At 56.2% G+C, this 23434-nt stretch carries 17 protein-coding genes; 2 read left to right on the top strand and 15 right to left on the bottom strand.

The window, feature by feature from the left end; translation table 11 throughout:
• Positions 1–66: 66 nt before the first annotated feature.
• The 5 genes from A3OW_RS0104420 to A3OW_RS0104400 all read right to left on the bottom strand — a co-directional run bounded on the left by A3OW_RS0104420 (position 67) and on the right by A3OW_RS0104400 (position 7425).
• Complete coding sequence (locus A3OW_RS0104420) at positions 67–978, bottom strand: PhzF family phenazine biosynthesis protein (RefSeq protein ID WP_020562217.1); 912 nt, start codon at positions 976–978, stop codon at positions 67–69.
• Positions 979–981: 3 nt separating this feature from the next.
• The gene (gene nirD, locus A3OW_RS0104415) at positions 982–1314 is read right to left on the bottom strand and encodes a nitrite reductase small subunit NirD (protein WP_020562216.1); all 333 of its coding nucleotides are present in this window, start codon (positions 1312–1314) and stop codon (positions 982–984) included.
• Positions 1311–3878, bottom strand: a complete 2568-nt coding sequence (gene nirB, locus A3OW_RS24030) for a nitrite reductase large subunit NirB (protein ID WP_033411560.1) — start codon at positions 3876–3878, stop codon at positions 1311–1313. Before nirB ends, nirD begins: the two co-directional genes overlap by 4 nt.
• 306 nt (positions 3879–4184) lie before the next feature.
• A complete protein-coding gene (locus A3OW_RS0104405) occupies positions 4185–5915 on the bottom strand; it encodes a bifunctional protein-serine/threonine kinase/phosphatase (RefSeq protein WP_020562214.1) in 1731 nt (576 codons plus the stop codon).
• A 31-nt stretch (positions 5916–5946) separates the two neighbouring features.
• Positions 5947–7425, bottom strand: a complete 1479-nt coding sequence (locus A3OW_RS0104400; RefSeq protein ID WP_020562213.1) for a NarK family nitrate/nitrite MFS transporter — start codon at positions 7423–7425, stop codon at positions 5947–5949.
• 465 nt (positions 7426–7890) lie between these two features.
• Here A3OW_RS0104400 and A3OW_RS0104395 point away from each other — a divergent pair, with 465 nt between their 5' ends.
• Together A3OW_RS0104395 and A3OW_RS0104385 are read left to right on the top strand one after the other, a co-directional pair.
• Positions 7891–9258 (top strand): cytochrome-c peroxidase, encoded by a 1368-nt coding sequence (locus A3OW_RS0104395; protein ID WP_020562212.1) that lies wholly within the window; start codon positions 7891–7893, stop codon positions 9256–9258.
• A gap of 397 nt (positions 9259–9655) precedes the next feature.
• Positions 9656–11470 (top strand): ABC transporter ATP-binding protein, encoded by a 1815-nt coding sequence (locus A3OW_RS0104385; RefSeq protein ID WP_020562210.1) that lies wholly within the window; start codon positions 9656–9658, stop codon positions 11468–11470.
• A gap of 84 nt (positions 11471–11554) precedes the next feature.
• Here the strand turns inward: A3OW_RS0104385 and A3OW_RS0104380 are convergent, their stop codons facing one another.
• The 10 genes from A3OW_RS0104380 to hyfB all read right to left on the bottom strand — a co-directional run bounded on the left by A3OW_RS0104380 (position 11555) and on the right by hyfB (position 23432).
• Positions 11555–12943 carry a sigma-54-dependent transcriptional regulator gene (locus tag A3OW_RS0104380; RefSeq protein WP_020562209.1) on the bottom strand — a complete coding sequence of 463 codons (1389 nt, stop codon included), beginning with the start codon at positions 12941–12943 and terminating at the stop codon, positions 11555–11557.
• Entirely contained in the window at positions 12940–14412 is a 1473-nt protein-coding gene (locus A3OW_RS0104375) for a sensor histidine kinase (RefSeq protein WP_026223326.1), read from the bottom strand. Before A3OW_RS0104375 ends, A3OW_RS0104380 begins: the two co-directional genes overlap by 4 nt.
• 67 nt (positions 14413–14479) lie before the next feature.
• On the bottom strand, positions 14480–15121 hold the full coding sequence (locus tag A3OW_RS0104370) for a DUF2490 domain-containing protein (protein ID WP_232422329.1): 642 nt from the start codon (positions 15119–15121) through the stop codon (positions 14480–14482).
• Positions 15122–15401: 280 nt separating this feature from the next.
• The gene (locus tag A3OW_RS24025) at positions 15402–15998 is read right to left on the bottom strand and encodes a DUF2780 domain-containing protein (RefSeq protein ID WP_157385789.1); all 597 of its coding nucleotides are present in this window, start codon (positions 15996–15998) and stop codon (positions 15402–15404) included.
• Positions 15999–16047: 49 nt separating this feature from the next.
• On the bottom strand, positions 16048–16569 hold the full coding sequence (locus tag A3OW_RS0104360) for an NADH-quinone oxidoreductase subunit B family protein (RefSeq protein WP_020562205.1): 522 nt from the start codon (positions 16567–16569) through the stop codon (positions 16048–16050).
• Positions 16570–16578: 9 nt separating this feature from the next.
• Positions 16579–18207 (bottom strand): hydrogenase large subunit, encoded by a 1629-nt coding sequence (locus tag A3OW_RS0104355; RefSeq protein WP_020562204.1) that lies wholly within the window; start codon positions 18205–18207, stop codon positions 16579–16581.
• The gene (locus tag A3OW_RS0104350; RefSeq protein WP_020562203.1) at positions 18204–19688 is read right to left on the bottom strand and encodes a hydrogenase 4 subunit F; all 1485 of its coding nucleotides are present in this window, start codon (positions 19686–19688) and stop codon (positions 18204–18206) included. The genes A3OW_RS0104355 and A3OW_RS0104350 overlap by 4 nt, the downstream gene beginning before the upstream one ends.
• Entirely contained in the window at positions 19685–20362 is a 678-nt protein-coding gene (locus A3OW_RS0104345; RefSeq protein WP_020562202.1) for a formate hydrogenlyase, read from the bottom strand. The genes A3OW_RS0104350 and A3OW_RS0104345 overlap by 4 nt, the downstream gene beginning before the upstream one ends.
• Complete coding sequence (locus A3OW_RS0104340) at positions 20362–21306, bottom strand: respiratory chain complex I subunit 1 family protein (RefSeq protein ID WP_033412065.1); 945 nt, start codon at positions 21304–21306, stop codon at positions 20362–20364. The genes A3OW_RS0104345 and A3OW_RS0104340 overlap by 1 nt, the downstream gene beginning before the upstream one ends.
• Positions 21306–23432 carry a hydrogenase 4 subunit B gene (hyfB, locus tag A3OW_RS0104335; RefSeq protein ID WP_020562200.1) on the bottom strand — a complete coding sequence of 709 codons (2127 nt, stop codon included), beginning with the start codon at positions 23430–23432 and terminating at the stop codon, positions 21306–21308. Before hyfB ends, A3OW_RS0104340 begins: the two co-directional genes overlap by 1 nt.
• Positions 23433–23434 lie beyond the last annotated feature (2 nt).

The following is a 23434-nucleotide window of genomic DNA, read 5'->3' as shown; positions in this document are numbered from 1 at the left end:
CACCGTGCACCTTGAAGACTACAAAACGAGAGACCCTGCATAAGGTACGCAGTGCGTACCCTACAATTAATCCGGCAAAAATACCGTGCCCTGGGCAAAAATCACCGCGCTGCCGCCGACCCGGAGAGTCAATTGCGCCTTGCCTTTGTGATCCATTTCGATGTTCAGCACGCTGCGCCGGGAATGAGCGTCGCCCCGATCCAACGCAAACGTATGGGTGCCTTTTCGGGTGTGCTCGAACGAGCACAGATACGATGCGAACGCCGGCACCGCCGCGCCGACCGGAGGATCGTCGTCATGGCCGATGTGAGGCCCCAATAACCGAAGATTGAAATCCGAATCGGGATAAGGCGTTTTCGGCGCGAACAACAGAATTTCCTGTGCGGCGGTTTGAGGCGCCACCGAACGGCTCCACGCCGAGTAATCGAAGCGGGCCTTGCGCACCGTCTCGTATTTCCAGACAGGCACGATCAGATAAGGCACGCCGCAGGCGACCAGACGGGCCGAATAGCGGATGTGATCCAGGTCGGATTGCTGAATGGACAAAAAAGCCGCCATTTCTTCATCGGAAGGCGCAAACCGGTCGACAATGGAAGAGACCTTGTTGGTGAACTGCACGAAAGTCGGCTTGCCATTCTCGGAAGTGATGTTCACTTCGATCGGCCCGGTATTCTGTTCGAATACGACCGGGGTGATGGCCTCGTCGAGCAGAATGTCGCCGCACAGGCCCAGCACGTGGGCGGCCGCGACGATCGGATGGCCGGCAAAGTCGACTTCGGCTTTCGGCGAAAACATTCTGAGCTTGCGCAGATCGCCGCCGGGATGGAAGACAAAAACGGTTTCCCACAGATTCAGCTCATTGGCGATCTTCCGCATCCGGTCTTCGCCGAGTCCGTCCGCATTCGGGAACACCGCGATTTGAGCGCCGTTGAAAACTTCATGGGTAAACACGTCGGCAATGTAATACTGATAATTCATCCTTTAGCTCCCGACGCCGACTGCGACTCGGCCATTCTCGATCCGGACCGGATAAACGGGCACCGATACCGCATCATCTTCGACGCAGACTCCGGTCTGCAGATTGAAATGCTGTTTATACAAGGGCGAAGCCACGACCGGCTGACCGCCGAGATCGCCGATTATCCCACGCGACAAGACGTTCGCCCGGCCGATCGGATCGTAATTGCCGATCGCAAATAAGGCCCGCTCCCTGGACAAGTAAAAAATAGCCACTTGCCGTCCTTTCACCTGCGCACAAACGCCCGAATCGGGCTGTAGATCGTCCGTGCTGCATACATCGATCCATTCGGTCATTCCACCTCCCCGGTTACCGTTTCTTTTTCTCTTTCGGCAATCAATTCGAAATGCCTGCGCTCGGCTTTGCCTGCCGGCCGGAACTGGCCTCGCTCTTCGACGAACAGAATGTTGTCGTCCTGCTGGTCGCTGTTAATGAAATGACGGAAGCGTTTCAAACGCTGCTCGTCGTTGATCGTGGTCTTCCATTCGCATTGGTAAGTATCGATCACGTACTGCATCTGCTGTTCGAGCTGTTCGCAAAGGCCCAGTTTGTCGTCGATAATGACCGATTTCAGATAGTCGAGACCGCCTTCCATGTTTTCCATCCAGACCGACGTCCGCTGGAGGCGGTCGGCGGTGCGCACGTAGAAAATCAGGAAGCGGTCGATATATTTGATCAGGGTTTCCTTGTCGAGCCCGGTCGCAAACAGATCGGCATGCCGAGGCTTCATGCCGCCGTTGCCGCAGACGTAGAGATTCCAGCCGGTTTCGGTCGCGATCACGCCGACGTCCTTGCCTTGCGCTTCGGCGCACTCGCGGGTGCAGCCGGACACGGCGAATTTCAGTTTGTGCGGCGAACGCAGCCCCTTGTAGCGGTTTTCGAGCTCGATCGCAAGGCCGACGCTGTCGTCGATGCCGTAGCGGCACCAGGTGCTGCCGACGCAGGATTTGACCGTGCGCAGCGACTTGCCGTAAGCATGGCCGGATTCGAAGCCGGCATCGATCAGCTCCTTCCAGATCGACGGCAACTGATCGACGCGCGCGCCGAACAGATCGACGCGCTGGCCGCCGGTGATCTTCGTATACAGTTTGTATTTCTGCGCGACCTGTCCCAGCGCAATCAGCATGTCGGGTTTGATTTCGCCACCCGTGATGCGCGGCACGACCGAATAAGTGCCGTCCTTTTGCATGTTGGCCAGGAAAGTATCGTTGGTGTCCTGGAGGCCCAGGTGCTCGTTTTTCAGGATGTAATCGTTCCAATAGGAGGCCAGAATCGAACCGACCGCCGGCTTGCAGACATCACATCCCCTGCCCTTGCCGTATTTTTCGAGCAGTTCGTCGAAGGTTCGGATCTGCTTGACCATGACCAGGTTGTACAAATCCTGGCGGGTGTAGGGAAAATGTTCGCAAAGGTCGGTATTGACTTCATAGCCGTGTTTCGCCAGCTCAGAATTCAGCACCGATTTCAACAGCGCTGCGCAGCCGCCGCAACCGGTCGATGCTTTGGTTTCGGCCTTCAATCCGCCGATCGTCGTGCAGCCGCCGTCGATCGATTTGCAGATGTCGCCTTTGGTCACGTTGTAGCAGGAGCAGATCGTCGCCGACATCGGCAGCGCGTCGGGGCCCAGGCCCACCGATTCGTCGGAGCGGCTCGGCAGAATCAGGGCGTCCGGATTTTCCGGAAGCTCGATGCCGTTCAGGCAATACTGCAACAAGGTGCCGTAGCCGGAGGCATCGCCGACCAGGACCGCGCCCAGCAGCCGTTTTTTGTCCTGGCTGACCACCAGACGCTTATAGACTTCGGTTGCGCCGTTCTGATAGGTGTATACCATCGCGCCCGGGGTTTTAGCATGGGCATCGCCGATGCTGGCGACGTCGACGCCCATCAGCTTCAGTTTCGTGCTCATGTCGGCGCCGGTAAAACGGCCTTCTCCGCCGGTCAGATCGGCGACGACGGTTCGCGCCATCGCATAACCGGGCGCCACCAGTCCGAACACCATGCCGTTCCAGAGCGCGCATTCGCCGATCGCATAGATGTCGGGATCCGACGTCCTGCACTGATTATCGATCACGATGCCGCCTCTCGAACCCATCTCCAGACCGCAGGACGAGGCCAGTTCGTCCCGCGGGCGGATGCCTGCCGAGAACAGGATAATGTCGGTTTCCAGTTCCGTGCCGTCGGCGAAGCACATTTTATGCACGTGCCGGTCGCCGTCTTTAATAGTGCTGGTGTTTTTTCCGGTGTGAACGGTCACGCCGAGATTTTCAATCTTGTGCCTCAGCATGGCGCCGCCCGCTTCGTCGAGCTGCACCGCCATCAGACGCGGCGCAAACTCGACCACGTGCGTTTCCAGTCCCAGGTCGGTCAATGCCTTGGCGGCTTCCAGTCCCAAAAGCCCGCCGCCGACGACCACGCCGACCTTGCTGCTTTGAGCCGCGGCCGATATTGCTTCCAGATCCTCGATGGTGCGATAGACGAAACAATGGGCGCGGTCGTGCCCTGGAACCGGAGGAACGAACGGATAGGATCCGGTCGCCAGCACGAGTTTGTCGTAGGGAATCGTCCGGCCTTTGGCGGAGGTCACGGTTTTGGCTCGGCGGTCGATCGCGACGGCCTTGTCGCCAAGATGCAGGGTAATGCCGTGATTCTCGAAAAAGCCGGGCTCGACCAGCGATAAATCGTTCGCCGTCTTTCCGGAGAAAAAAGAAGACAAGTGAACCCGATCGTAAGCCGGTCTCGGTTCTTCACAAAAAGTTACTACATGAAAATCGTTATACCTTTCGCTTGAAGCCAAAGTCGCCAGGAAATTCTGGCCGACCATGCCATTGCCGATAACGATCAAGGTTTGCTTTGTACTCACAACCCACCTCGGTAAGCTAATATCATCCCCTTAGTTTAAGCAATGACTATGCCATAGAGGCCAAGCTTTTGTTTTTTCTTTATTATTAAATCCAATAACCGACTAATTCGCTCAAATATCAAGCAAAATGCATCAGGATGGTGCGAAAAGGCTACTCTGGTGCAAGTGATCACACCGAAGTAGTGCAAAAGGGGTAAAGAACAGGCGTTTGAATAGGGGTTTCAGGGACAGGCGGCACGATCCTGCCTTCGGAGTGAGCCACCGTTGACACGGCTCGGGTTTAAGTCCCGCCCGAACAGAGCGAGTTTAACGCACCAAAAAATAAACCGAAACGATATTGGCCAGCAGCGAAAGCAGAAACAGGCTTCTCCAGACCAGCAAGGGATTTCTCTGAAGTAACGGAACTGCGTGTTCTCCACGCAAAAAAGCCGGATTCGGGGTGGACAAATCGTATAGAAACTCCGACAAGTGATCGTAGCGGAACTCGGGAACGATCGCCGTGGCTTTTTTGAGAGCGCCGTCGATCCAGACAGGCACCATCGGGTTGCAATGAATGCTCGGCACGTAGCGAAGTTTTTCCAGACGGATCCGGTTCGGTTTTTCCGGCATGTTGCGGCCGAAAGGCAGGGCCCCGTTGATCATTTCATAAGCGATGACGCCTAGAGAATATAAATCCGATTTGACTCCTCCGCGCAGTCCCAGATGATACTCCGGAGCGGTATAATTCAAGGTTCCGAGCACATTCTCGTCCTCGGAACGTTCCAATGGAGTCAGCTCCGAAATACCGGCGATTTTGACTGAGCCGAAATCGATTATTTTAACCGCGCCGTTCCGGTCGAACATGATATTCTCGGGTTTTAGATCCTGGTGCAGCATTTCCATACGATGAAACGCACGCAGTCCCCGGGCGATCTGCTCAATAATTTTCCTGGCTTCCTTGAGGTCGGGAGCGGGATGGTCGTCCATCCATTGCCGTAAGGTAGGCCCTTCCAGATATTCCGTGACGTAATAGATGAAGCTTTTTTCCCGGTCGGCCCCCAGCACTTTCACCACATGATCATGCGCAAGGCGCTTCCCGGCCCATTCTTCATAGAGAAAATGCTCGATGTAATGAGGATCGTCCTCATAGAGAACGGACGGAGTTTTTAATATCACTCGCGTGGATGTATGGGTATCGAACGCGAGATAAATCTGGGTGCGCTTGCTGGCGTGCAGTTCTTTTTCGATCCGGTAGCCGTCGACGACCATACCGCCGGTCAACAGCGGCGGAAAGGGCAAATTGGTGTGACGTCGGAGCACTTCGTCTTCCCTGGCCGTCGGCACCTCGTCGACCGCAACCAGGACACAGGTCAGATTGTCGTCGCTGTTGTTGGTCAAGGCTTCACGGACGATGTGTTCGGCGGTCAAAGTCAGATCGGCCTTTTCCTGAAGTTGTTTTTTTAACGATTTTTCATCGAGAAAATCGTGAACTCCGTCGGTGGTCATCAAAAAAAGGTCGCCTTTGGCCAGCGGCAGTGCGTGATAATCGACTTCCAGGCGCGGTTCGATGCCCATCGCCCGGCTCAGATAATTTTTATCGTGCGATATCCAGACGCGATGATCCCTCGTGATCTGTTCGAGATTGCCGTCCCGCCAGCGGTAGATTCTGGAATCGCCGACGTGAAAGATGTGGGCCGTAGCCGATTTCAGGACTAGGACGGTCAGCGTGCTGACCATGCCTTTCACCGACTGGAAGCGGTTTTGCCCCTGGCTGAACAGCCAGGAATTCGTCGCCGAAAGAATTTTCTCCACGGCGTATTTGACCGACCAGGAATCGGGCGTGCTGTAATAATCGCTTAAAAAACTGGCCACGCAGCAATGACTCGCCAGTTTTCCGGCTTCGCTCGCGCTCATGCCGTCCGCAATCGCCGCGGTAATGCCTTTGTAGTTCAATTGATGTCCTTTCGGTATCAGGGATCCGAAAAAATCCTCGTTATCGGTTTTAATGCCTTTGTCGCAGGCAAATCCGATGCTGGCCTTGAGTTCGGGTGCCGACATGATGATCCTCGAAAAAATCCGCGTTACCGTTTTAATTGACCTCGATCATTTCGATCGAGCCGTCTTCCTGAATTTCAACCATATGGCCTTTGGGCTCGTCTATAAACTGTACCGCCAGCAGCACCAGAAAGGCGGTTGCGCCGATGATCATGAAAAATTCGGACGGCGTAAAGAATGATAATACCGTCAAAAAGAACACACCGCCCACGTTGCCGTAAGCCCCCACCATCCCGGCGATCTGCCCGGTCATGCGGCGCTTGATCAAAGGCACCATCGCGAAAACGGTGCCGCAGCCGGCCTGCACGAACAGCGAACAGGCCACCGTCGTCGCTACGGCCAGGAGTAGAGGCCATTCCGAATGGATTTGCGACATCAGGAAAAATCCTGCGGTCAAGCCCACGATCACGACATTCAACGATCTTTTGCGGCCGAAACGATCGCTGAACCATCCTCCCATGGGCCGCGCAATCAGATTCATGATCGCGAAACTGCCGCCCAGCAAACCGGCCTGCAGCATCGTCAGCCCCTGGGATTCATGGAAGGTATTATAAAAGAACAACGGAAGCATCGACACGACCGCCAGTTCCGAACCGAAGGTAATAAGATAGGCCAGATCCAGAATCGCAACTTGCTTGAATTTGTATTGATGGATCTCTTCGATCGGATGCCGCAGGTGTTCTTTATTGATGTGAATGATTTTATGGACATTGTAGAAATAAAGAATCCAGATGGCGGCATAGGCTACAAGGGCCGGCGTTTCGGGCAACAAATTGACTCCTGCCGGCGATAGTTTCCAGGTTAACAAGGTCAGGGCCGCATAGAGCGGCAAGGTCATCACTATGTAGAAAATCAAATCGCCGTAGCTGGTCACTTCCATCGCTCCCGCTTTTTTGGGCTTGAAATAGGTCGAACCTTTCGGGGTGTCGGACACGCTGAAGAAATAAACTACCGCGTAGAGCAGCGAGACGGCGCCGGTGAGCGCAACGGCATAACGCCAGCCGTCGTCGCCTCCGAAAATCAGGGCGAGAGGCGGCAGAGCCAGCGCGGCGCCCGCCGAACCGAAGTTGCCCCAGCCGCCGTAAATGCCTTCGGCGATCCCGACTTGCCGGGCCGGAAACCATTCTCCCACCATGCGAATGCCGATGACGAAACCGGCACCGATGAAGCCCAGCAAAAAGCGGGCTAGAGCCAACTGGTGAAAATTTTCGGCGAAGGCGAACATGAAGCAGGGCACGCTGCCAGCCGCCAGTAGCGTCGAATAAGTTCGTTTGGGCCCGAATTTGTCGACCAGAATGCCGATGACGATCCGGGCCGGAATGGTCAGGGCGACGTTCAAAATCAGGATGGTCTTGATTTGCGCTTCGTTCATGCCCAGGGTTTTCGCGATCATCAACATCAGCGGCGCATGGTTGAACCAAACGACGAAACTGATAAAAAAAGCCATCCAGGTCATATGCAGAATTTTTATCTTGCCTGAAAAAGCCAGCAGGTTTAACTGTTGAGAAAACATGGTTTATTCCCTATCGGTACATTAAAACTCAAACAAAAGCACAATGTATGCCAAACAGAAGCAGAGTCGGTAAATTCTGGAACTATCTTGGTGCAAAATCGGGATCCGCGGCCAATGCATTGGAGCCGAATCTGGACGTTAAGCACCAAGATAAGGCGGTAAGCTTTATCTTGGTGCATCATGGGTTTAACAAGTCCAACTGCCAAGGCAATGCTTTTCAGCCGCGAGCGAAGTAAATCCGCCGATCATCTTGAAAAACACCGGAACCATGAAATGAACGATTTCAGAGATTGACTGGATTAATGTTAAGGATGGGCATGAGTGATATTTGTCCCGATACAAGATCGGGATATTCGTTAGATGCGCAAAGAATTTTTTTTCTCTATCGTAACGTTGTTGTTGAAACCTGCGCTTGTTTTACTACGGTTTCGCCCGATCCAGAGCAATCATTCACAAGGAGCCACCATGAAAAAGAACACCACTTTATTGATGATCGTTACTGCCGCCTCCTGGATCAGCAGCCAGGCGGCAACTCTTCCCACCGCCCCAACCGACGCGGATTACTATAACAACGGCGCCCCTTCAGCCGAGAAGGTCGAACTGGGCCGGCTGCTGTTTTTCGACAAGATTCTCAGCGGCAACAAGAACATTTCCTGCGGCACCTGCCATCATCCGGCGTTTGCAGGCGGCGACGGACTCTCCGTCTCCATCGGGGAAGGCGGCGTCGGCCTCGGCAGTGCGCGCACCACCGGCAGCGGCAGCAGCGCCATCAAGGCCCGGATCGGACGCAACTCTCCGGGGCTGTTCAATCTCGGGGCCAAGGAGTTTACCAAGTTGAACTGGCAGGGCCGGCACCAGCAAAACACCAAAGGCTTGTCTCTGCCCTGCTCCAATGGCCGAAATAACGTCTGTCCGACCGGCCTCGAAAACGTCATCGCCGGCCAGAACATCTTCCCGCTGGTCAACATCGACGAGATGCCGGGGCAAACCGGCGAGAACGACGTCATCAACGCCGTACCGACCGGCACCGCCGGAGTCAACCGCTTCCCCTACATGTGGGAAGCGATCATGGCCCGGCTGCGCGCGATTCCTGACTATGTCACAAAGTTCAAGACCGTTTTTCCGGACGTAACCGATTCCAGCAAGATGAAGATCCAGCACCTGACTAATGCGCTTGCCGCCTTTGAAGCGACCGCATTCCGTGCCGACAATAGCCCGTTTCATCGCTATCTGCGCGGTGAAACCACGGCGCTGACTTCGGCTCAGGTGACCGGAATGAATTTGTTCTACGGTAGCGCCAACTGCGCGAGCTGCCACAGCGGCAAGTTCCTGACCAATCAAAACTTCGCCGCCATCGCCATGCCGCAGTTGGGACCCGGCGTTTTCGTTTCCGGACGCGCTACCGCGCAGCGGGACGTCGGCCGCTACGAAGTGACCGGCTCCACCGCCGACAAATACAAGTTCCGCGTGCCTTCGCTGATTAATGTGGCACAGACCGCGCCTTACGGCCATGCCGGCGCCTATGCCACGCTCGATGCGGTAATCCGGCATCATCTCGATCCGGTGAACTCGTTCAAGACCTGGGACCGCAGTCAGGCCATCCTGCCTGCAATGCCGAGCGGCGTAGTCGTCAACGACTTCGCGGTCATGGATGATTCGACCAAGTCGAACGAGATCACCACCGCCAACAAACTTGCCAAATCCACACTCAGCGATACCGACATCAGTAATCTGATCGAGTTTTTGAATGCCCTGACCGATCAGGATGCGCTGGATAACTTGATGGAACAGGTGCCTACCTCGGTACCGAGCGGTTTGACGGTAGCGGACTGATCTTTGCGTAACCGGCGAGCCCATGGTCTAACCGGATCGTGGGCTTTCCGATCAGACTCTCCGTCGCCCGGGCCTTTCGGAAATCCGAAGTGCCCAGGCCCGACAATCCGCCGGTATCTTCAGCCTCGTGAAACCGGTTTATAGGATTGCCGGTTGACTGTTAACATCGGCTGCCTTTCTCACGTTTTCTTCTTTGACGGCATGCCTTCGTCGGGTCGACAATTTTTTTCATGATGAAAAGATGAGGCCGGGAGGTTGCCCTATTTTCCAGATCGTCTCCAACGCTCTGAGTCGGCGCCTGCCCTGAGAACGCATGCGAAAGCCGTTCGTTAATGACGAAGACCGGACACTGGATGAACCGGTATAATACACTCTGTTTCTCCGCCTCTTCCATACCATGCGCTCCACCCAATCCAAGACCGCCCGCAGTCCGGCCACCGAACCCTCTGTCTTGCCTGACGGCACCATTCGCTTCGTCTGGCATTGTTTGTCTCAATTCAAGACGTGGATTGTTTTAATGCTGTTTTTTGAATTAGGGCAAGCGATCGGCAATATTCTGGTCCCCTATGCAATCAAAAAGATCATGGACGGCGTAACCCACCCTGTTTCAAACGGATCCTTGTGGACCGATCTGGAGAAGCCTCTCTGGTTATTGGCGGCCCTGAATTTATCGGAAATTCTATTCAGCAGAGCCAGCGGTGCCGTATTGATTACGATGGGGCCCAGGCTAAGGCAACATACCGCCAAATCTCTTTATGCCTACTTGCAATACCACTCGCCTCGTTTCTTCAGCGAACATTTCGCAGGGGCCCTGGCTCATCGCATTACCGAAACCGCGGTCAGCCTCAACCATACCTTATGGGCCGTGCTCTGCGATTTCTGGCCGATCGTCATCACTTTCGCGACCTCGGTTGCCCTCCTGTTCGGCGTGCACCGGAATTTGGGACAGTTCGTCGCAGGATGGGTAGTGATTTACGTGCTGGTCTCTTTCTGGCTGGCAACCCGCTGCCAGCCTTATGCGCAAAATTATGCGGCCATGCGCAGCCTGGTCAACGGCAAGATCGTCGATGGCGTCACCAACGTGATGAACGCCAAATTGTTTGCTCGTCTGGATTACGAGCGCCGTTATTTGAACGGTTTTATGGAAAGCGAAGTGAACACGGCCCAGAGCACCTTCTGGTATATGGAGCGAGTCCGCTGGTTTCAATTTACCGCAGCCTCCGCTCTTAAAATCGGAACCGTTTATTATGCACTGGTCCTTTGGGACAAAGGCGTGATCGGAGTCGGCGACTTTACCATGAGCACCGGGCTCGCGCTGTTGATCATCGGCGATGCGCGCAATCTTTCCCGACGCTTTCTGGAGTTTTTCGAATACCTCGGCAATATCGCCAATGGCGTGGATACGATCGTGAAAAAACACGAGATCGTCGATGCAGCCGATGCGAAAGACTTGCAGGTTTCGCATGGGCGAATCGAGTTCCGCAACGTTTATTTCAGCTACGACGGCAAGCTGCCCATCTTCGAAAACATGAATGTCGTTATCGAACCTGGGCAACGCGTAGGTTTGGTGGGTTTCTCCGGCTCCGGAAAATCCACGTTCGTCAACCTGATCCTGCGCAATTACGATCCGCAAGCGGGCCGAATTTTCATTGATGATACCGACATTGCCGAGGTAAGCCAGGATTCCCTGCATCGCAATTTGAGCCTGATACCGCAGGATCCGGCGCTGTTTCACCGAAGCCTGAAAGAAAACATCAGCTACGGACGTCTGGAAGCCAGCGACGAAGAGATTGTTAAAGCCGCGAAATTGGCTCATGCCGACGAATTTATCAGAACCTTGCCGGAGGGCTATGATTCGCTGGTGGGCGAACGGGGCGTCAAACTGTCGGGAGGGCAAAGGCAGCGAATAGCGATCGCCAGAGTCATGCTCAAGGATGCGCCGATCCTCATTCTGGACGAAGCGACTTCAAGCCTGGATTCAATTACGGAAAAAGCCATCCAGGAAAACCTGGACCGGATCGTGGGGCAAAAAACCGTGATCGCCGTTGCCCATCGCCTCTCGACCATTGCCCACCTCGACCGGATTCTTGTGTTCGACCGGGGCCGTATCGTTGAGGACGGCGCTCATGAGGAGTTATTGGCTCGACAGGGTTTTTATCATCATTTATGGAGCATGCAGGTCGGCGGTTTTTTGCCTGAGAAGAATGCCTGAATTCAGGAAACACGATCGACGGCGTCGGGCAAACCATGGCTTCCGTATCGGTTCATTACCGAATTAGAATAGGGCGATGCCGCTCTACTCCACGCTCTTCAAGTTATATTTTCTGACCCGGTAGCGCAGAGTTTCCCGGGTGGCGCCCAACGCCCTGGCTGCGGCGGTCAGATTGTAGCCGGCCCGCTCCAGAGCGGTTTTGATAATGAAGCGGTCCATATCGTCCAGCGCCATGGATCCGTCCAGCGGCAGGGAAATGGTATTTCCGGCGTCGACCGCCTTGCTTTCGTTCGGCTCCTGTCCCGGCAGTTGCAGCCATTGCACCGGAAACACCGGGCCGTCGGCGAATAAAACACAACGTTCGATGACGTTGCGGAGCTCGCGGACATTGCCGGGCCAGTGATGGGCTTTCAGCTTCGTCCAGATCTCGTCCGGGACCTCGCGCACCTGGCGTCCGGCTTTGGCATTGTATTCGGCGATGAATAACGGCACCAATTCGTCGAGGTCTTCCTTGGCCGTTCTAAGCGGCGGCAGCATCATTCGGAAAACGCTGAGCCGGTGATACAGGTCGCTGCGGAAGCCTCCGTCCCTGACCATCTGTTCGAGATCGCGGTTGCTGGCGGCTAAAATCTGGACATCGACGCTGATTTCCTTTTCTCCGCCGAGCCGACGCACCTTGTGGTCCTCGATGGCTTTGAGCAGCTTGGCCTGTAAATCGAGAGGCATTTCGCCGATCTCGTCCATGAATAGCGTGCCGCCGTCCGCCTGTTCCAGCAGGCCGCGATGGCGGCCGGAAGCGCCGGTAAAGGCGCCCGGCTCGTGGCCGAACAGCTCGGATTCGAGCAGTTCACGGGGCAGCGCGGCGCAGTTGATTTCGATCATCGGCTGCTGGGCTCGGGAGCCCCCGTAATGCAGGATTTTTGCGGCCAGGCCCTTGCCGGTGCCGCTCTCGCCGCCGATGATCAGCGCGCTGAACGGCACTTGCGTGAGCCGCAACAACAGATTGCGTATCTCTTGCGCCTGGCGGCTGCGGCCGACGTAAGCTTCCGGTGAATAGCGGCGGTATTCCTTCTTGGTCTGGTCCTGCACCCGCCGTTGGATCAGCGCGCTGCGGGCCGCGCTGGCGATTACCAGATCGAGGCGTTCCAGGTCGCAGGGTTTTTCCAGAAAGTCGTAGGCGCCGAGCCGCAGGGCGCGAACCGAGTCGGGCACGCTGCCGTAACCGGTCAGAAACAGCCATTCGGCGCAACCGGCGTTTTTTTTCACCGACTCCATGAAATCCAGCGCATTGCCGTCCGGCAGATTCATGTCGGACAGGATCAGCAGCGGCTCCAACTGCTCCTTCTGCAGAACACGGGTAGCTGCGGCCAGCGTATCGACCAGAACCACCTCCCAGCCGGACTGGCGGTAATGGCGGGAGAGCTCCGAGCCGAGCAGTTTTTCGTCCTCGATAATCAGTAAGGTTTTAATCATGAGTGATTTCCAGTGGGACAGCCGGCGGGTAAAAACAGGGACACCTGAGCTCCTCGGCTTTCCCGATTGGCCAACTTAACGGTGCCGCCGAGGTCCTTGACGAAACGCTGCACCATCGCCAGGCCGAGTCCGGTGCCGCGCTGCCGGCTGGTCCGGAACGGACGGATGCCGTGCTCGAGCATTTCCCGGGAAAATCCGGGGCCGTTATCGAATATTTCGATCTGCACGCCGTGTTCGTTTTTTCGCGCCCGGATGCCGATCGATCCGGCTTGGCCTTCCAGTGCTTCGGCCGCGTTGAGGAGCAGATTCAGTAAGGCCTGACGCAGACCGCTCTCGGGCAAACACGCCGGCAATGAAGACGGTACGTCGACTTCGAGCGCCAGGTTTTCGGCGATCTGATAGCGGGTCAGCGCGGCCAGATCCCGGATCAGCACCGCCACGTCGATCATGGAAGAAGCCTCCGGCGAATGACGGCTTTGATCGAGCATGTCGTTGAGTAGCCGGGCCAGCCGTTTGAGTTCGCTGCCGATCATTTCCATGCGCTCGCATTGCGCATTATCGTCGATTTCGCGGCGCAAATTGCTGAAAGCAATCTGGATGCCGGCGAGAGGGTTGCGTATTTCATGAGCCAGTTCCGCGGCCACCTCTCCTATCGCCGCCAGGCGCTCGGCCCGCGCCAGGCTGGCCTGCTGCTCCAGCAGCGCCTGGGTCGCTATGCGGACTTCCCGCTGCAGCGATTGCGCGTAAACGCGTTTTTCTTCCTCCAGTTCGGCAAGACGGTTGACCATCTCGTTATAACTGTTGAAGACCGGCAGCAGCAAGGGGTCGAGATGATCGGTCGTGATCCGGGTGTAATTTTCATCGCTGAGCCGCTGCAACAACGTTTTTAGATCGTTCAGAGGATGCAGTATTCTGCGCTGGAAATACAGAAAGGCAACGAGGAGAATGACCGCAAAGGTGATGGTCGCCATCGACAATTCGGTTTCGGTATCGCGGCTGATGTCGGCCAACAGCTTCTCTTGCTGCAACGCTTCGCGATCCAGCGTCTCGCTCATCAATTTCAAGGCGCCGATCAACCGCGAATTCTTCTCGATCCGGTCCAGATTATGGACATCGCTCAGCATGCTTCTGACTGTGGCCATCGATTGTCTGACGCGAGCGGGCAGTAAATCGCTGTCGGTCGTCAACGCATCCATCTGGCTCATCGTATGGGTCAAAGACGCAATGGTGCGGGTCAGGACTTCGGGATAGGCGGCGGTTACGGACTCGGACAGATATTCGATCAGCGACTGCTGCAAACTCATCGATACGTTCTGAATGCGATGAGAATAGGTCACATAGGACAGAACCGTTTCAAACCGGTGCAGATTGCGCCACATCATGCTGCCGAGGATGGCCAGCGCCAACAGCAGCAGCCCGAGAAACATCAGTCCCCGCAATTGCACAGGACGATAGGATGGCGATTTCATTCGGAATCACTCCCCGTGAGGCAAGAGACCGGTTAGCAAATATCGCAACTGCGCCGCCCCATTTTCTTCAATAGTTCAAATAAAGATTCACCGACAAGATATGGCTTATCCTGTCGGGTGCCTGATTCTTTCGGATGTACTGATTCATGTAGCCGATTTCGGTTTTGACGTTTTTATTGAAATTATAACCGATTCCGGTAAACAGCCGATTCTGATCAAAGCCGTCGTCCGCGCCCCAGTCGGTCCGGTTCAGATTGGCGAAATATTCGTCGGTGGCCACGAGACTGAAATCCGGCGCAAACGGCAACGGCGACGAGATTTTCAGCAATTGCCGAAAGCGCCAGCCGACGTCGTCGCCGGTCTGGGCAAAGCGCTGTTCGAAACGGCTGCGGCTGGTGATCGTGCCGAAAGAAAAAATCTTGTTCCAAAGCAATTGCTGCCAGATCCGGTGTTCGTCGAAAGGCATCGTGGTAAAAGGTTCTTCGGTGGGAATGAAGGCGTAACCGAGCCAGAGGCTGGTATTGCCGTCGAGGGCATAACCGAGGCCGGTACGCAGCATGCCTTGAGAAAATCGGGAAGTGTCCTCGCCGAAACGGCCCTGCCCTTCCAGCCAATATTTAAAGTTTTTCAATTCCGGACTGAACACTCCGAGACTTCCCGTAGCGGTAATGTTGCCCCAAGTTTGGAAGTCTTCCGCGGTTTTAGCCATTACGGCGCTTGAAAGCATGGATGCGATGAGGGCCAATAAAAGCGTCCTCTTTATTAATAATAATTTTTTTATGCTGAATTTCATGTTTATTATCGTGACCAATAGAATTCGGGAGATGATGCGCAACTCGATAAACCGGCATTGTTTGCCCGGCGGTTGCGGATCATACCCTCGATTCCTTTCATTAGGCTTTCAGTCCGGGTCAAAATGCGGCGTTTAAAAAAACCGATCTGCCATAGATCATAGGCCGCATGAAAAGCTTGAAAGAAGGCAAAGCGATTTATTGCCCGAGCAATGCGGCGTTCAAGGAATTCGACAGCACAGTGCCGCCGTGGGTGGTGACGTAATCCACCATCACCGGGATAAATCGCTGCACCATGTTTGCCGACATGCCCTGCTGCTGAAACAAGGACGCCGTCGACAGGAGATTGCCGGCGGTACTGCCTGAAAGGCCGGGCACGGAAGACATGCCGCCCAGAGCCGAATTCTGCTGAACTTGCTGCGCCGCCTGAATCATCGAAGACACGCCCGGCACAGCCTGCTCAAGCTGGGCGAAGGTTTCGGATTGCATCCGGGTTTTAGCCAGTTGAAACAAGGCGCCCGCGCCGGTTTGAGCCTGCGTCTGGGTGACTCCCAACTGCTGTGCCAATAAATCGGTCAAACTGACCGTCTGCAACGCCTGCGCCGTATTGACCGCCTGCTGACCGGTTTGCACGGCCTGGTTGGCCGCGCCCAGAATCTGGCTGGTCTGTCCCAGCGCCGAAGACGTTCCGGGAACGGCCGGATTGTAACCGGTTCCGCCCGGGCCGGTGCATCCTGCAAAGCCCATTGCCAGAAGCATAAGAGATTGTGTTGTAATAATTTTTTTTGTTTTCATGGCATCCTCGATCTGTTTCCAATTGAATTCAAAGCCATCGATGCGGCTTTCACCGAGTCTTGGAGCCGCTCATCAAACCCAGCAAACCCTTGATCAAAGCCAACGGCGTGGGCGGACAACCGGGAATGACAACGTCCACCGGAATCACGTTCGCGACAGCTCCGCAACTGGCATAAGATACACCAAATTCTCCGCCGCAGGCAGCGCAATCGCCCGCTGCGACGACCCATTTCGGGTTCGGCGTCGCTTCATAGGTGCGTAACAGCGCCGTCTGCATGTGCCGCGATACCGGCCCCGTCACCAATAAGACATCGGCATGGCGCGGAGAGGCCACGAAATGAATGCCGAACCGTTCGACGTCGTAGAAAGGATTGTTCAGCGCATGAATCTCCAGCTCACAGCCGTTGCAGGAGCCGGCATCGACTTGACGTATGGCGATGCTGCCGGAAAATTTGCTGTCGATCTGCTTTTTGATCTCAATCCCCAGTTGCTCCAGCTCATCGCCCGTCGGAGGACGGATCCTTTCCGTGATCATGCCGGTCGCGAGGATTTTCTTGAATAGTCTCAACATCGGTTTGTCCTACAAATCATTGCCCGAATAGGAACCGTTCACGGATTTGTTGCAGACCGGAAAATCCGGAACGATATTGTTCAACACCAGTTTTTCCAGCGCCGGCCAGTTCAGAAGGCTGGGATCGCGCGGATAGTACCGGGCGATTCGGTTATCGGCCTCGAAGCGGATGTGGGCGACGATTTCTCCGCGCCAGCCTTCCACGACGCCCAGTCCTTCGCTGCCGGGAGGCGGAATCCGCCAGTCGGCGACCAGGCCGGCCGCATTTTTCAAATGACCGGCAAATTGCTCGATCAGTTTCAAGGAGGCGTTGATTTCCTTGATCCGGATCCATACTCTCGAAGCAATGTCGCCCTGGCTTTCCACCGGGACCTTGAATTTGGCCTGATCGTAAGGCGAGTACGAGGCATCGCGCCTGACGTCGAAATTCTGCCCGCTGGCGCGGCCGACATAACCCACGGTGCCGTACGACGCGGCTATTTCCGGAGACAGATAGCCCGCTGTGTACAGCCTGTCTTCCAGTGAAGTATTCAAATCCAGCGCCTCGACGATTTCGGCGAAGTCGCTGCGCAACCGGGCTATTTCGCTGATCATGGCCTCGGCGCCGTCATCGGAAAGATCGACGGCGACGCCTCCGGGAATGATTTTATCCATGAGCAGACGGTGACCGAAAACCGCCGCATGCGTGCGCAGCCACAATTCGCGCAAACGGGTCAACTGCATTTGTGCAAAAACAAACGCCACGTCGTTGCAGATGGCGCCGACGTCGCCCAGATGGTTTGCGACCCGTTCGCGTTCGGCCAGAATGCCGCGAATCAATGCTGCGCGAGGCGGAATCCGGATCCCTGCCGCCTGCTCCATGGCCATGCAGGCCGCCCAACTATGGCCCACGGTGGTATCGCCGGAAACGCGTCCGGCCAGACGGGCCAAAGACTCGGGCGTTCGTCCTTCGGCGATTTTTTCGATGCCTTTGTGTACGTAGCCCAAACGCTCTTCCAGATTCAGTATCAATTCGCCCACCGCCTGAAAACGGAAATGCCCCGGCTCAATGATGCCGGCGTGCACCGGTCCCACCGGAATTTCATAGACGCCGGCGCCATGGGCCTTGACGAACGGATAATCGAGATCCGGCGGAGTCACTTCCGGAGGTTCGCCCTGCGCCGGAAAGTCCTTGCGCAGCGGATGACGGTGCTTCGGCCAGGCTTTGTGCCGGGTCCAGGGGCGGTTATCGGGGTGATCGGTAAAATGGACGCCGAACATATCCTGGGTATGACGCTCGCTGCGGCCGGCCGCCGGATAAACGGCGGCCTGCGAAGGCAATTGCGGCCCCTTGTCCTCGACGGTGGTACGAATCAGCAGATAAACGCCTTCATGCTCGAAACAGGCGCTGACCTCAAAAACGTCGCCCATGGCCTCTTCTTCGCCCTTAGACGTTTCACGAAGGCGGACCTGCTCCGCCCAGCCGGAAACCCATCGGCAATTCATCGATGCCGCCAATTCGGCAAAGCGCCGCCAGTCCCTGCGGTGAAGCCGCCATAAAAGCGCGTAAGGATGGGGGGCCTGTTCAACGACTATCCCGGACTCGGCCAGGCTGGATAAAAGTTCGGCGTCCCAACCGCTGCTGTGAGCGTTTTTCATAACGGAGCGCTCCCGGCGATCAAAACGGTCGCCTGTGAAAACCAGTCGGCCAAAAATCCCGGAATCGCCAAGCCCAGCCACAAGACCAGCCCCAGATGAATCATCACCGGCCACAGATTGGCTTGAACCGGGCTTTGGGATTCGGGCCTGTCGCCGTAGACCATCGGCTGGATATGCCGGAACAAACCGGCAAAGGCGATGCCGATGCCCAGAAGGAGCAGCGGCGTCAGCCAGGGATAATCGTCCATTGCCGCCAGCAGCACCAGAAATTCGCTGGTAAACACCCCGAACGGAGGAAAGCCGGCGATCGCCACCGTCCCGATCAATAAACCCCAACCGATCTCCGGCTGAGTTTTGATCAGTCCCCGGATTTTGTCGATGCTCTGAGTGCCGGCCAGTTGCGCGGCGTGCCCTACCGTGACGAAGATGGCCGACTTGGTCAACGAGTGGACCGTCATGTGCAGCAACGCGGCGAACGTCGCCAGAGGCCCGCCGATGCCGAACGCAAACGTCATCATGCCCATGTGCTCGATTGAGGAATAGCTGAACAGCCGCTTGACGTCCTTTTGCCGATGCAAAAACAACGCCGCCACCAGAAACGAAACCAACCCGAAGCCCATCATCAGATAACCGGCGGTATGGGAATGAGTCGAGCCGTCCACCAGCATTTTATTGCGCACTACGGCATACAACGCATCGTTCAGCAGCAGACCCGACAGAATCGCGGACATCGGCGTCGGGCCTTCGGAATGGGCATCGGGCAGCCAGTTGTGCAAGGGCACCAGGCCGATTTTGGTGCCGTAGCCGATCAGTAAAAATACAAACGCGATTTCCAGCACGTCCGGATTGAATTGCTCGGCATTCTGGTAGAGCACCGACCACAGCAGCGCATTCTCGATCCCTTCGGACTGGCCGAGCGCTTCGATGCCGTGAGTCGCGGCGTAATACAAAAGAATCGTGCCGAACAGGGCCTGGGCAATGCCGACGCCGCAAAGAATGAAATATTTCCACGCCGCTTCGATCGATTCGGGCGTACGGTACAGACTGACCAGCAGTACCGTCGCCAGCGTCGCTCCCTCCATGGCCACCCACATCACGCCGATGTTGTTGGTGGTCAACACCAGATACATCGCCAGCATGAAGCCCTGGTACATCGAATAGTACAGCTTCAGGCGGCGATCGCTCAACTTGCCGACGGCCTGCTCGTGCGCCATATAGGGCGCGGAGAATATCGACGTGGTGAAACCCACGAATGCGGTCAGGACGATCAGGTACACATTGAAGGAGTCGACCAGAAATCCCTTGCCGGACGAAATGATCGTGCCCTGGTCAAGCACGTTCGCAGCCAGCCAGAGCGTGACCAGCAAACACGCACCGTTGAGCCAGACGTTCTGCCTGCCGACGTCGGGGCGATGCCCGATCACGGCAAAATAAAAAATGCCGGCCAACGGGATCAACAGCACAAGATAGGCGGCGATCATTTGTCCACCTCGCTCAAGCGGTTCAGGCGGTCGACGTCCAGCGAATCGATACTGGTGCGGATATGGAAGAAAAAGATGCCGAACAGAACGGCGGCGACCAGCACGTCGAAGGCAATGCCCAGCTCGACGACCATCGGCATGCCGTTGGTCGCCACGATCGCGGCAAAAAACAGGCCGTTTTCGATGGACATGAAGCCCACCACGTGTGCGAACGCCTGCCGGTGGGAAATCATCAGTAGCATGCCCAGCAAGACCACAGTGAGGCTTACCGCAAGCGCGTTGAGCATGATCGCCGACGAAGTCTGGACGATGGGATACAGGATGTAATAACTGAATACCATGAGACTGGCGCCGCCGAGCATGACCGCCGTATTGTTGCTCAACGCTTCCAGATCCCGGTGCAGGTTCATCTGCCGCACCTGCCGTCTCAGCATGCCGGGAATGACGACGACCTTGAGCAGCAGAGTCAACAAGGCGGAAACATACAAATGCTGGCTATGTTGAGTATAAGCGGCCAGGACCGTGGTCAACGACAGCAACAGCCCCTGCAGGGCAAACACCAGAATCAGCCGCAATAAACGGCCCTGCCCCAGCATCAAAAAAGAGCTCAGGCCGACCAGCGCGGCCAGCGATAAAATGGCCTGAGTATAAAAATCCAGTTCGGTAATCGTCATCAGCGGGAAGCCTCTAAAATGATGTGGCTCAACAAGCCCAGCAGGCCCAAAAGATAGGCGAAGCCGAGATATTCCTGCACCCGGAACAGCCGCATCTTGGCGACCAGCGTCTCGGCCAGGGCCAGAAAAACCGAAAGAACGGCCAGTTTGCCGAGAATGGCCGCCAAACCGTAAGCCAGATTTCGAATGCTGACGGTTTCGGCAATGCCCCAGGGAAAAAAGATGTTGGCGATCAACACGCCGTAGAGCATCAGTTTCAACTGGCTGGCCCATTCGATCAATGCCAGATGGCGGCCGCTGTATTCGAGGATCATCGCTTCATGGATCATCGTCAGTTCCAGATGCGTTGCGGGATTGTCGACCGGTATCCGTCCGGTTTCGGCAATGGCCACCAAACACAGCGCAAACAGGGCAAAGATGAACGACGGCCGCAACACCAGTCCTTCATTCAAGACGTGAGCGATGGCCAGCGACAAATTGGTCGTCGAAGCCGCCATCGTCAGAGTGAAAACGGCCATCAGCATCGCCGGTTCCGCGAGGGAGGCGACCGTCATTTCCCTGGAGGAGCCCATGCCGCCGAATGCCGTCCCGACGTCCAGGCCGGCCAGAGTCAGAAAAAAGCGGGCGAAGGCAAAGAAACCGACCATCACGATGACGTCGGCAATCGCCGAGGTCGGCAAGGCGACGGCGATCAGGGGCACCACGCCGGCAGCCAGAACCGTTGCCGAAAAAACGATGTAAGGAGCGATCTTGAAAAGCCATGAAGCCTCGTGGGAAAGCACCGGCTGTTTATGGGTGAGCTTGATCAAATCCCGGTACGGCTGGAACAGGGACGGGGCCCGCCGATTCTGCAGGCGGCACTTGCACCATTTGATCCAGCCTGCCAGCAGCGGCGCCAGGGCGACGAACAACGCGGTTTGAAGGGTTGCCAATAGCCAGGTCATCAACTGATCACCCATAACATAACGATTAAAGTCCCTAACGAATATCCGAGATAAGTCCGGATATTTCCGGTTTGTATCCGCCCTACCCGTTTTGCCGCTTTGTTCACGCTTCGTTCGATCGGTTGATAAAGCCGAGGCCAGCTAGGATCCTGAACGTGCAAGTGATAAGTCATCGATTCCACCTCTTGATTCATTCCTTCCCGATAATTTTTTTCGATCGTTTCGTCGACGAGCCAAACCTTGGCGAAAATGCGTCTGATCGGCATGGTGAACGCGGTGCCGGTATACTGCATCCGCGGCGTCAGGCCGCCGAAACCGCAATCCCAGCTATCGGCCCTGCGCATTACGGTTGCGGGATTTCGCCGAAGATAGCGGAAACTGATGCCGGCGGCGACCAGGACGCCGACCAATATCCACGGCGCGGAATAGGACGCATTTCCGGGCGATACCGGCGCTAGCCAAAGCCAGGCGGTGACGGAGTTTTCCGGCAGGGTGTGTCCCAGTATCCGGGCGGCTACGCCGTTGAGCACGCCGATGACTCCATTCGGAAAAATACCGAACAATACGCACAATCCCGCCAGCAGCGCGGAGGCCGCCAGCATGCCTCTGTCCTCGACTTCCCGGGCTTTTTCGCTGTGCCTGGAGCGCGCCTGTCCCAAGAAGACGATGCCGAACACGTTGACGAAGGTTGCCGCCGCCAGGGCTGCGGTCAGTGCCAAAGCCGCCGCGGCGACGGGAATCAGGCTGCGCAGCACGCCGTTGTCGAGCACGTCGACCTGCAGCGCCGTCTGGAAGGTGAGCCATTCGGAGACGAAGCCGTTAAACAGCGGCAGCGACGAGATGCTCATGCAGCCTATCAGCATCGCCACGCTGGTTTTCGGCATGCGCTTGATCAAGCCGCCCATCAGGTCGATGTTCAACTCGTGCGTCTGATGCTGAAGTATCCCCGCGCCCAAAAACAGCAGATTTTTGAACAGGGCATGATTGAACGCATGCAGCAACGCTGCCAGAAAACCCAGAGCAGCCAATTGAGGATGACCGGTGGCCAGAAAAATGACGGCAAGGCCCAACACCATGACGATCATGCCGATATTTTCGACCGAACTGTAGGCCAGCAATCTTTTCAGATTGGACTGCATCATCGCATAAAGAATGCCGCCCAGCGCCGACACGGTGCCCAGCAGCAGCATCACGACGCCCCACTGCCAAAGTACGTCCCCGAGCAAATCGAAACAGAAACGAACCAGGCCGTACAGCGCCACCTTGAGCATGACTCCGCTCATCAACGCCGAGACGTGCGAGGGAGCGACCGGATGCGCTTCGGGCAGCCACACGTGCACCGGAACCAGGCCGGCCTTCATGCCGAAACCGAGCAAGCCCAGAGAAAAAGCAATGCTCGCCCAGGCCGTCGACAACGGGGCGCTGCGTAACGCATCGAAAGTAAAGCCGCCGGCAAAACCGGCCATGACGCCGAATCCGAGAATAATGGCCAGAGCCCCGACTTCGGCCATCAGCAAATAAAGAAAGGCCGCCCGTCGGTTGGCCGGATTTTCATGCTGGAAGGACACCAGAAAATAACTGGCGACCGACATGAGTTCCCAGGCGATCATGAAAAAAAACGCATCGTCGGCCAGCAATACCAGCAGCATGCCGGCCACAAAGAGGCTGGTGAACAATCCCAGCACGGCAAACGGGTGATCATCCTCCTTGTACGCACGCACATAGCCCGGTCCATAAAGGCTGACGGCGCCTACGCCGATGCCGACGATCAAAAAGAAAAAGCCGGACAAGTTGTCGAAACGGACGTGCCAGGGGAGCCAGGGCAAACCGAAGCCGATCTGATCGATGATCACCTGTCGGCCGATCAGAACGCCGAGTCCGGCCAGGACGGCGAAAACACCGGACAATCCCAACAGCACAAAGACGGACCGCGTGAGCAAAAGAGGAAATCGTCTTTCGTCGGTTTCGGTAAAGCAGCCCAGCCGACAGGCGCCCTTCAGTTTGGGGAATTTGCCGTGACCATAACGGCTGAGCGCCAACAGCCGGCTTTGCTGATTCGTCAATAACGCGGCTGCTCCGGAAGCAAGGCTCAGCAACACCGCAAGATAGGCCAGAGCAAGAATCATGA

Source organism: Methylosarcina fibrata AML-C10, from assembly GCF_000372865.1.
Taxonomy (GTDB): Bacteria; Pseudomonadota; Gammaproteobacteria; order Methylococcales; family Methylomonadaceae; genus Methylosarcina; species Methylosarcina fibrata.
Note: the sequence above shows the minus strand (reverse complement) of the source record. Positions and strands in the feature narration are given on the sequence as shown.

Coding starts and splice junctions, on each gene's coding strand:
- A3OW_RS0104420 (WP_020562217.1), bottom strand. CDS start 978: ATGAATTATCAGTATTACATTGCCGACGTGTTTACCCATGAAGTTTTC.
- nirD (WP_020562216.1), bottom strand. CDS start 1,314: ATGACCGAATGGATCGATGTATGCAGCACGGACGATCTACAGCCCGAT.
- A3OW_RS0104405 (WP_020562214.1), bottom strand. CDS start 5,915: ATGTCGGCACCCGAACTCAAGGCCAGCATCGGATTTGCCTGCGACAAA.
- A3OW_RS0104400 (WP_020562213.1), bottom strand. CDS start 7,425: ATGTTTTCTCAACAGTTAAACCTGCTGGCTTTTTCAGGCAAGATAAAA.
- A3OW_RS0104395 (WP_020562212.1), top strand. CDS start 7,891: ATGAAAAAGAACACCACTTTATTGATGATCGTTACTGCCGCCTCCTGG.
- A3OW_RS0104385 (WP_020562210.1), top strand. CDS start 9,656: ATGCGCTCCACCCAATCCAAGACCGCCCGCAGTCCGGCCACCGAACCC.
- A3OW_RS0104380 (WP_020562209.1), bottom strand. CDS start 12,943: ATGATTAAAACCTTACTGATTATCGAGGACGAAAAACTGCTCGGCTCG.
- A3OW_RS0104375 (WP_026223326.1), bottom strand. CDS start 14,412: ATGAAATCGCCATCCTATCGTCCTGTGCAATTGCGGGGACTGATGTTT.
- A3OW_RS0104370 (WP_232422329.1), bottom strand. CDS start 15,121: ATGGCTAAAACCGCGGAAGACTTCCAAACTTGGGGCAACATTACCGCT.
- A3OW_RS24025 (WP_157385789.1), bottom strand. CDS start 15,998: ATGAAAACAAAAAAAATTATTACAACACAATCTCTTATGCTTCTGGCA.
- A3OW_RS0104360 (WP_020562205.1), bottom strand. CDS start 16,569: ATGTTGAGACTATTCAAGAAAATCCTCGCGACCGGCATGATCACGGAA.
- A3OW_RS0104355 (WP_020562204.1), bottom strand. CDS start 18,207: ATGAAAAACGCTCACAGCAGCGGTTGGGACGCCGAACTTTTATCCAGC.
- A3OW_RS0104350 (WP_020562203.1), bottom strand. CDS start 19,688: ATGATCGCCGCCTATCTTGTGCTGTTGATCCCGTTGGCCGGCATTTTT.
- A3OW_RS0104345 (WP_020562202.1), bottom strand. CDS start 20,362: ATGACGATTACCGAACTGGATTTTTATACTCAGGCCATTTTATCGCTG.
- A3OW_RS0104340 (WP_033412065.1), bottom strand. CDS start 21,306: ATGACCTGGCTATTGGCAACCCTTCAAACCGCGTTGTTCGTCGCCCTG.
- hyfB (WP_020562200.1), bottom strand. CDS start 23,432: ATGATTCTTGCTCTGGCCTATCTTGCGGTGTTGCTGAGCCTTGCTTCC.